The sequence below is a fragment of the Acinetobacter sp. YH01019 genome (assembly GCF_013420285.1).
GTDB classification, from domain to species: domain Bacteria; phylum Pseudomonadota; class Gammaproteobacteria; order Pseudomonadales; family Moraxellaceae; genus Acinetobacter; species Acinetobacter gandensis.
Map to the genome: position 1 here is coordinate 1 of NZ_VOYM01000094.1, position 9,208 is coordinate 9,208.

Below are 9,208 nucleotides of genomic sequence, written 5' to 3' on the forward strand. Positions count from 1 at the left end.
TGCCATTTTTCTTTATACTGTCACTGAGGCAGGTTGGACATTTGATTTCTAGAGTTATTTGCATTTCTCTATTTTATCAAAATTCAACCTGCTTTTTTTCAGCATACTTTTTGAAACACCACCCAATCTTTATCTATTTTTTTCACAAGTAAATCACTTATCGAGACAACGACTTATATGAATTAGTCATAACATATGCACGTTTTTTGATATTTGGCATATAACAATGGTTGGTCCTTTAGAGTTCATTCTGGCAGGTGTAGTAGTTGGTTTCTGCGTAGGCATTACCGGTGTTGGTGGTGGCTCTCTCATGACCCCAATATTAATTAGCCTATATAAAATTGAACCTCACATTGCAATTGGTACGGACTTGCTTTATGCCGCAATTTCAAAATTTTGTGGTTCTTTAGTCCATGCCCGTAAAATGAACATTGTTTGGCCCATCGTCATCTGGCTAGCTGTCGGAAGTATTCCTGCATCATTTGCCACACACTGGGTACTTGAAAACTATTTAAGCCAATCTACACACTATAAAACGGTGTTAACAATGGTGCTTGGCTTCATGCTGACCCTGACAGGGATCTCAATTATTTTCCGTGGTCATATTGAACAATTCTTTAATAAGTTCCGTAAAAAATCAGAATTCGACGACATGAGTTCTGACTTAGAACGCGTTAATTTACAAGCCAAAAATAAACGCGCTCTAATTATCATTATGGGTATCGTTCTAGGTGTATTTGTGACCTTATCATCTGTGGGTGCAGGTGCTTTCGGTATTATGGCATTGGTTTTAATGTTCCCTAATTTACCAATGATTCGAATTATTGGCTCAGACGTTGTACATGCTGTACTCCTAACTTTAGTTGCAGGTTTAGGACATATGAGTTCAGGTAACGTCGATTTTCATTTATTAGGTTGGTTACTTTGTGGTTCTATTCCTGCCATTATCATTGGTACGCTCATTAGTTCACGTTTACCTGAAAAAGTTATCCGTAAAGTTTTAGGTATCACGCTATTTATGCTAGGTATGAATTTCATTATCAATCCAGTAAAAACGAAACCTGTAGAAAAGCCAGTGGTTGCAACACTTGCTGCACCTGCAGCAATTAACACTCAGGTTTAAATTAACTCCCCGATTCATCACTTTTTTTTCAGAGACTTATTGATCTTTTTTATAACATTTGAGTGGTACATTCATGTTATATTCGGGTCACGAAACAACCTTTTGTATACTCAAACCAGTGACGGCAATGAATACTTTACAGTCTAATTCTACTTTCCAAAACGACATTGATGACGTGAATGTAAAAAGCATTCAGCCACTTGTTACTCCTGCAGAACTAAAAAAAGAGTTACCTCTGACTGAAACTGCCTATCAAACAGTCCTACAAGGCCGTGAAACTGTTCGTAATATTTTAGATGGTAATGACAAACGTCTATTTGTTGTCATTGGCCCATGCTCAATTCACGACACAGTCGCTGCGCATGATTATGCAGATCGCTTAAAAGCGTTAAGTGATAAAATTAAAGATTCAATTTATGTGGTGATGCGTGTTTATTTTGAAAAACCACGTACTACTGTCGGTTGGAAAGGTCTCATTAATGACCCTGATATGAACGACTCATTCAATATTGAAAAAGGTCTACGCATTGGTCGTAAACTTTTACTTGAGTTGAATGAAAAGGGTTTACCTTGTGCAACTGAAGCATTAGACCCGAACTCACCACAATACTACCAAGACCTGATTTCATGGTCTGCTATTGGCGCGCGAACAACTGAAAGTCAAACTCACCGTGAAATGTCTTCTGGTCTTTCATCACCTGTCGGTTTTAAAAACGGAACTGATGGTGGTTTAACTGTTGCAACAAATGCGATGCAATCGGTTAAACATGGCCACAGCTTCTTAGGTTTAAGCGATCAAGGACAAGTTTCTGTTATTCGTACAAGCGGGAACCCTTATGGTCACGTTGTACTTCGTGGCGGTAACGGTAAACCAAATTACGACGCAGGCTCTGTGGCTGAAGCGGAAGCTGCTCTTGCTAAAGCTAAAGTAAGTAGCAAGATTATGATTGATACTAGTCATGCGAACTCAAACAAAGACCCGTACCTACAACCCCTTGTGTTGAAAAACATTACTGAACAAATCCTTGACGGCAACAAGTCAATCGTGGGTATTATGGTCGAAAGTCACTTAAAAGGTGGTCGTCAGGATATTCCTGCCAACCTGTGTGACCTCGAATATGGTAAATCAGTGACTGATGGTTGTATCGATTGGGATACAACTGAAAAAGTCTTGTTAGAGATGCATGAAGCACTTAAAGATGTCTTGCCGACTCGCTAAGTGACTAAAACGCCATCTTAAAGATGGCGTTTTACTTTTAAGGGGAAATAAGTCTAATGAATGAAATCGAAAATACGTTAAGTCATATTGAAAACTTCCAATATATACATGAGCACTTATTGACCTCAGGACAACCATCGCCAACTGAACTGCAAACAATTAAAGAATATGGTGTTTCAACAGTCATCAATTTAGCACTTACCGATGCATCAAATCACATCGACAATGAAGATCGTATTTGCTTGGATCTAGGGCTAAACTATATTCAAATTCCTATTTCTTGGGACACACCATCTGATGACCAATGTTTATTGGTACTAGACATGATTGATCATTTGGTTCAAGGCCAAACTGTGTGGCTACACTGTGCTAAAAACTTCCGTGTCAGCAGTTTAATGTATCTATATCGCCAATATTTTATGGATATAGACATGCCTACAGCACAAGAACACTTGCATCAAATTTGGGAACCAAATGAAACTTGGACAGGCTTAATTCATGCTGTCGCTGTACAGCTACAAGGCCGTAAAGCAACACAAGATTTACAACATGCCCTGATTCACCCTGATCATTTTGCGTGAGTGATCAAAACCGTCGCTGTTGATAAAATACCTTCTTGACGTCCAGTGAACCCTAGCTTTTCTGTTGTAGTCGCTTTCACACTGATTTGTGTAACATCAACTTGCAATACATCGGCAATACTTTGACGCATTTCTAAGTTATGTTTTGCAAGTTTTGGGCGTTCACACGCCACGGTGATATCTGCGTTATTCAACACATAACCACGATCTAAAATGAGTTGATAGACATGCTTGAGTAACACACGACTATCAGCACCTTTAAATTTTGCATCGGTGTCTGGAAAATGCTGTCCAATATCACCCAGTGCTAATGCGCCTAGCAAAGCATCACACAATGCGTGCAGTACAACATCACCATCTGAGTGAGCTTTTAAGCCATGTGTATGTGGGATCTGTACACCCGCTAAAGTAACGAAGTCACCTTTGTCAAAAGCATGTACATCCATTCCTTGACCAATACGAATTTGAGCAATCACGGCATAAATCCTTTAGAAAATAATAATTGAAATCTTGTATTCCCACTTTCTATTTCGCTATAGTGTGGGCAAGCGCAACATAGTGAAAGTATAAGCGATCATGCTGTTGAAAACTGATATAAATATCATCAAAAAATTCGGCTTAATTGTGTTATTTGGGCACTGTTTTACAGGTATGGCCCATGCGAACAGTATTGACTGCACACAAACGAAGCATGCATCACAGAAGCAATATTGTTCTAAAGCTTTGGATGAACCACGTGAAAAGCTAGACAATTTATTTTTGACTGCACAACTAATTACTGATGCGCCCGTACGTTTACTCATCGATACGCAAACACTGTGGTATAACCGTATTCAACAATGTAAAAACTTAGATTGTTTTAAGCAGCAGTTTGAGTTACGTCATGAAGATTTGAATATTTATACCTCAATGAATCAGAGCCTAACTCAGCATTTTCTAAAATTTGAAAATGGTCATTTTGCAGCATCGCCTGTGCATCTAAAAGTTCATCAGTTAACTAAAGACCGAATTAAAATTGAAGGTATTGCTTACCGCAATCCTAATAATCGTGTAGAAACGCAAACGATCCCATTTTTAGCCTACACAACACCAAATCAAAAAACTGAAATTACAGACAATGAAAATGACTGTAACTACACCTTTAACTACAGCAAAGCACTTCTTTCTGTACAAACTACGCAAAAAGGTTGTGAGCGGTTTTCTGGGATTTATCGACTATACGATTAATTCTAAAATATTAAAAAGCCTCAATATTTGAGGCTTTTTAATACATTGCCTTAAATTGGATGTGTACGTGCGACTTGTTGGCTAATCATCGCAGCCGTTGCAGCAGATAAAGTCCAACCTAAATGACCGTGGCCTGTATTATAAAAAATATGCTCTCGTTTGCCTGCATTCACGACTGGCATCATATTCGGCATCATTGGTCGAAGTCCTGCCCAAGGCACTACATGCTCAGTTGAAAGATTAAAATTGCGGTTAGACCAATCAATCAATGGTTGAATTCGATCAGCACGTATATCGCGATTGTAGCCATTAAACTCGGCTGTACCTGCGACACGTAAACGATTTTCTCCTAATCGTGAAGTTACAATCTTGGCACTTTCATCAAGTAAGCTCACCCAAGGTGCATTTGCCTGACTTTCTTCATCATTTAAGTTAATTGTAATTGAATATCCTTTAACTGGATAAACATTGACGCGATCTCCCAATTTATGGGCAAGTTCATAACTTCCAACACCACCACAGACCACGACTGCATCAGCTTTGAGTATTTCTGTTTCTTCTGAAGCTACCATGTTTTCGTTACTTGCTTTTAAGCGTAAATTTACACCATGATCATGATGTTCAAAATCAGTGACTTCAAAGCCCCATAAATAATTTACATCATAGCGTTCTGTGGCTTTAGCAAGCTGAGTGGTAAATTTATGAATATCTCCCGTTGCATCTCCGGGACAATAAAATCCAGCATAATATTCACCCGTCAAACTCGGTTCAATTTGTCTAATTTCAGCCAAAGTTACAGGATGACGCTCTAACCCTCCCTCACAGAGCATATTATTGACTTGAGTTGCAACTTCATAATCATGTTGATTATGAAAGAAATGTAAAATACCGCGCTTTTCGAGGTCAAATTGTAGTTTTTCATTTTCTGCAATTTCAAACAAACGTTGACGCGCCATCAAGGCTAAACGTACTGTTTCATGCGTATTGGCACGATAATCTTTGATATGCCCCATGAACTCAAAGAGCCATGAGTACTTATGCAAATTAAAGCTTGGGTTGAGTAACAACGGTGCTGTTTTTTGCGACATCCACTTTATGCCTTTCAGCACAGTGGCTTTTTGGTTCCAGACTTCAGCATTACATGCTGAAAGTTGCCCGCCATTGGCAAATGATGTTTCCATTGCGGGATATAAATGTTTATCAACAACTGTGACTTTATATCCCAATAAACCTAATTCATAAGCGGTCGTAACCCCTGTAATACCCGCTCCAATGACAACAATATGACACATATAGGCTCCTTGGAAATTTTATTTCCTATGCTCGCCCCATCTGTCATTGGTACCTGAGAGCTTCGGTGAGCCATGATGTGGCTAACCTTCCCCTTCGGTGAGTAAGTCCTGCTTACTTCTCTCCAGATTTTATGGATGATTACAGTCCTTTTGCCTGAGAGTTTCCTGGGGGAACTTGCTCCTTCGGCGAGCACATCTCGTGCTTCTCTCCTGCAACCACCTGTGGTTTGTTATTCAGCATATATTTGTATTTTGCCTTAACTAGATATGAGCAATTTTTATACCAAAGCTCAAGCCCTAATTTTCAAATTATTGTTAATTTTTATTTTTAAAGACGTTCTATATCGTTAATTTCAAGACTAAGCTATTGATTTTCATTATTAAGAATTAGAATATGATTGAGCAGTTATTTTAGATATTTTTTGCCATGCCCAATTCAACACTTTACGCACAATTCGCTTCAATCATCGCATCACATCCAATTGATGAGTTAACTCAAAGTGATTTGTTGTTAGTTGGACAAAATGGAAAGATAAAAAGTTTTTATGCACCATTTGAAGCCATAAATACTCAGGCGCAAGTCGTGATCGTTGGAATTTGCCCAGGCCAGCAGCAATGGCGAAATGCACTTTTAGCGATGCAATCAGCCTTAGTACTAAATTTACCTGAAAATGAAGTCTTAAATCATGCAAAAAGTAGCGGTGCATTTAGTGGGCCAATTCGCCATAACTTAACTCGATTGCTCGATCATATTGGTCTTAATGAAAAACTAGGAATTTCATCCACCTTTGAATTATTTACTGATCATCAGGAAATGGTTCAGCTGTGTTCTGCATTACAGCAGTGCATACTCATTCATGCTAAGAATTATGCTGGATCTGCACCGTCCATGCTAAAAAATGACTTTTTAAAACAACATATTCATGATTATTTTATTCCAATGGTTCAAAAACTTCCAAATGCCCTATACATTCCTTTAGGTAAAGGTGTTGATGAGGTACTCAATTATTTATCTAACTTAGGCTATTTAAAGCAAGAACAAATCTTGAGTGGTTTACCTCATCCGTCAGGTGCCAATGCTGAGCGTATTAAATATTTTTTAGGTGAAAAACCACGTCATCTACTTTCAACACAAACCAATGCCGATCAAATTGACTTCAATAAAGAACAACTACTTCAAAGGCTTAGAGCAAATAAAGTTAAGCCTCATTGAATTTTATCCTTTGTTCATCCTCACTTTTACTAAATTTCATCAATAAAAAAGTCAGACCGAAGTCTGACTTTACACACAAAATAAAGCGCTACATTATTTTGGCTCAATCGGTGCAAATGGAGCAACAACATCAGCATTTTGTGCACGATGACGCATGAAATGATCCATCAGCACAATCGCCAGCATAGCCTCAGCAATCGGGGTTGCACGTACACCAACACAAGGATCATGACGACCTTTGGTCAGTACATCCGTATCTTCACAATTAATGGTAATGGTTTTACCCGGCGTGGTAATTGAAGCAGTAGGTTTCAAAGCAATTGCAACACGAATGTCTTGACCACTTGAAATACCGCCTAAGATACCGCCAGCATGATTTGCTAAGAAACCATCTGTAGTCAACTCATCACGTGTCTCATGACCAAATTGTTCAGCTACGCAAAAACCATCACCAATTTCCACGCCTTTTACTGCGTTAATTGACATCATGGCATGGGCGATATCTGCATCTAAACGATCAAATACAGGCTCGCCCCAACCTACTGGCACTTTTGATGCAATGATTTCTAACTTCGCACCACAGCTTGTACCTTGCTCACGAAGTGAAGTCACTAAAGCTTCAAAACGTGGGACTGCATCAGCATCACCACAGAAGAATGGATTGTTTGGTACTTCATTCCAATCCAGTTTTTCTGCTTTTTCCGTTCCAATTTGAGTCACATGTCCACGAATCTCAATACCAAATTTCTCAAATAAGAACTTCTTAGCAATTGCACCCGCTGCAACACGCATTGCAGTTTCACGTGCACTTGAACGACCACCACCTCGGTAGTCACGGAAACCATACTTATGGGTATAGGTATAGTCAGCATGACCCGGACGGAAAGTTTGTGCAATGTTGCCATAATCTTTTGATTTTTGGTCCGTATTTCGAATCAACAAACCAATTGATGTACCAGTTGTTTTACCTTCAAAAACACCTGAAATAATTTCAACTTCGTCTGGTTCTTTACGCTGAGTTGCAAACTTAGACGTCCCCGGCTTACGACGATCTAAGTCTTTTTGTAAATCAGCTTCAGAAAGTTCAATACCTGGTGGAACCCCGTCAACGATAGCCATTAAGCCAACGCCATGAGATTCACCACAAGTCGTTACACGGAAGAGTTGCCCTATACTATTACCTGCCATGTCAAACGACTCCTTATGCTTGAACAGATTGAATGAATAAATCGCGGTATTTTCGGCACTGCTCAGCAGTTAAAGCAAAGATACCTGTGCCACCACGTTGGAACTGTAACCAATAGAAGTCAACAGTATTAAAGTTTTGACGCATCGCCCATTCAGAGTTGCCGACTTCGATGACAATCAATCCATCTTCAGTTAAGTAATCCGCAGCTTGCGCTAACATTTTACGTACTAGATCTAAGCCGTCTTGACCTGCTGCCAATGCCATTTCTGGTTCATGATGGAATTCATCAGGTAGATCGGCCATATCTTCAGCATCAACATATGGTGGATTTGACACAATCAAATCATATTGATTTTCAGCAGGAATTTTTGCAAATAAATCTGACTCAAGCAAAGCAACTTGGTACTGTTTGTTATGATGTTCACAGTTAATTTGCGCAACTTCAAGAGCCTCTTTGGATAAGTCAGTTGCGTCCACTTCGGCATCTGGAAATGCATAAGCTAATGCAATAGCAATACAGCCTGAACCTGTACACATATCTAAAATGCGTTGTGGTGTTTTTGGATTTGGGTTTTCTGGCAGATTGTTCACTGCAGCACCCATCTCGCCATTTTCGCCTAAACAATAAGGTGCAAAACGGTTTTCTATTAATTCAACAATTGGCGAACGCGGAATTAAAACACGTTCATCTACATAAAATGGCTTACCAAAGAAATAAGCTAAGTTTAGTAAATAAGACGTTGGCATACGCTCGTTAATACGGCGTTCAAGTAATGCCAAGAATTCTGCAATTTCACTTGGAAGCAATTTCGAATCTAAAATCTCTGGGTTTGCATTCCAATCAAGAGATAATGTCTGTAATACCAGTGCTGAACTTTCAGCAACATAATCTTCTGTACCTTGACCTAAGTGAGCATCATATTGACGTAAAGCTGTAACACCAAAACGAATAAAATCACGAATTGTCGTTAAGTTTTCAGCTGCTTCCTGTAAATGTTCAGGGCTAATAGTCGGTCGATCCACTTAAGGCGTCTCCAAGGTCATAATTTTTTAAACGGCTTATGATACCTTGTTTTTGGCCCTATTGATCATGCAACTATGTTTTTATTCATTCTAGAAAATCATTTTTCAAACATCTGTGTAATGGATTCATTTTTAAAGTCATATACTTCACTTAGATCTAATTACTCAATGATGATTTAAATTGAAACGATTAATAATATTTCTTTTATCAAAAGTAGGACTTACGCATTGACGGATTCAAAAAAGTATTAAAATACTTTATAAAGTATCTGTGATCAGACGAATTAAACATGCTTCTACAGCAACTTGTACATTACCCATTTATATGGGCTTTCTCATGA

General features: G+C 38.8%; 9 protein-coding genes and 1 riboswitch. Of the genes, 5 read left to right on the forward strand and 4 right to left on the reverse strand.

The window, feature by feature from the left end:
* The first annotated feature begins 226 nt into the window (after positions 1–226).
* The 3 genes from FTT84_RS15440 (at position 227) to FTT84_RS15450 (ending at position 2,923) form a co-directional block, all read left to right on the forward strand.
* Positions 227–1,123 carry a sulfite exporter TauE/SafE family protein gene (locus tag FTT84_RS15440; protein WP_180081719.1) on the forward strand — a complete coding sequence of 299 codons (897 nt, stop codon included), beginning with the start codon at positions 227–229 and terminating at the stop codon, positions 1,121–1,123.
* Positions 1,124–1,250: 127 nt separating this feature from the next.
* Positions 1,251–2,342 carry a 3-deoxy-7-phosphoheptulonate synthase gene (locus FTT84_RS15445; RefSeq protein WP_180081721.1) on the forward strand — a complete coding sequence of 364 codons (1,092 nt, stop codon included), beginning with the start codon at positions 1,251–1,253 and terminating at the stop codon, positions 2,340–2,342.
* 56 nt (positions 2,343–2,398) lie between these two features.
* Entirely contained in the window at positions 2,399–2,923 is a 525-nt protein-coding gene (locus FTT84_RS15450) for a protein tyrosine phosphatase family protein (protein WP_067766383.1), read from the forward strand.
* On the opposite strand, the gene ispF is transcribed toward FTT84_RS15450, so the two are convergent.
* Positions 2,911–3,399, reverse strand: a complete 489-nt coding sequence (ispF, locus tag FTT84_RS15455; protein WP_067766380.1) for a 2-C-methyl-D-erythritol 2,4-cyclodiphosphate synthase — start codon at positions 3,397–3,399, stop codon at positions 2,911–2,913. The genes FTT84_RS15450 and ispF overlap by 13 nt on opposite strands.
* Positions 3,400–3,499: 100 nt before the next feature.
* Here ispF and FTT84_RS15460 point away from each other — a divergent pair, with 100 nt between their 5' ends.
* A complete protein-coding gene (locus tag FTT84_RS15460; RefSeq protein WP_180081723.1) occupies positions 3,500–4,150 on the forward strand; it encodes a hypothetical protein in 651 nt (216 codons plus the stop codon).
* A gap of 50 nt (positions 4,151–4,200) precedes the next feature.
* Here the strand turns inward: FTT84_RS15460 and FTT84_RS15465 are convergent, their stop codons facing one another.
* Positions 4,201–5,442, reverse strand: coding sequence for a D-amino acid dehydrogenase (locus FTT84_RS15465; RefSeq protein ID WP_067766371.1), 1,242 nt, complete (start codon positions 5,440–5,442; stop codon positions 4,201–4,203).
* A 132-nt stretch (positions 5,443–5,574) separates the two neighbouring features.
* Positions 5,575–5,665: riboswitch (glycine riboswitch) on the reverse strand.
* Between the two features lie 204 nt (positions 5,666–5,869).
* On the opposite strand from FTT84_RS15465, the gene FTT84_RS15470 reads away from it, so the two are divergent.
* Positions 5,870–6,655: a hypothetical protein gene (locus FTT84_RS15470; RefSeq protein ID WP_180081725.1), complete on the forward strand. Its 786-nt coding sequence runs from the start codon at positions 5,870–5,872 to the stop codon at positions 6,653–6,655.
* 93 nt (positions 6,656–6,748) lie between these two features.
* Here FTT84_RS15470 and aroC read toward each other — a convergent pair whose 3' ends face one another.
* The gene (gene aroC / locus FTT84_RS15475) at positions 6,749–7,843 is read right to left on the reverse strand and encodes a chorismate synthase (protein WP_180081734.1); all 1,095 of its coding nucleotides are present in this window, start codon (positions 7,841–7,843) and stop codon (positions 6,749–6,751) included.
* Positions 7,844–7,856: 13 nt separating this feature from the next.
* Complete coding sequence (prmB, locus tag FTT84_RS15480) at positions 7,857–8,867, reverse strand: 50S ribosomal protein L3 N(5)-glutamine methyltransferase (protein WP_067766362.1); 1,011 nt, start codon at positions 8,865–8,867, stop codon at positions 7,857–7,859.
* Between the last annotated feature and the right edge of the window lie 341 nt (positions 8,868–9,208).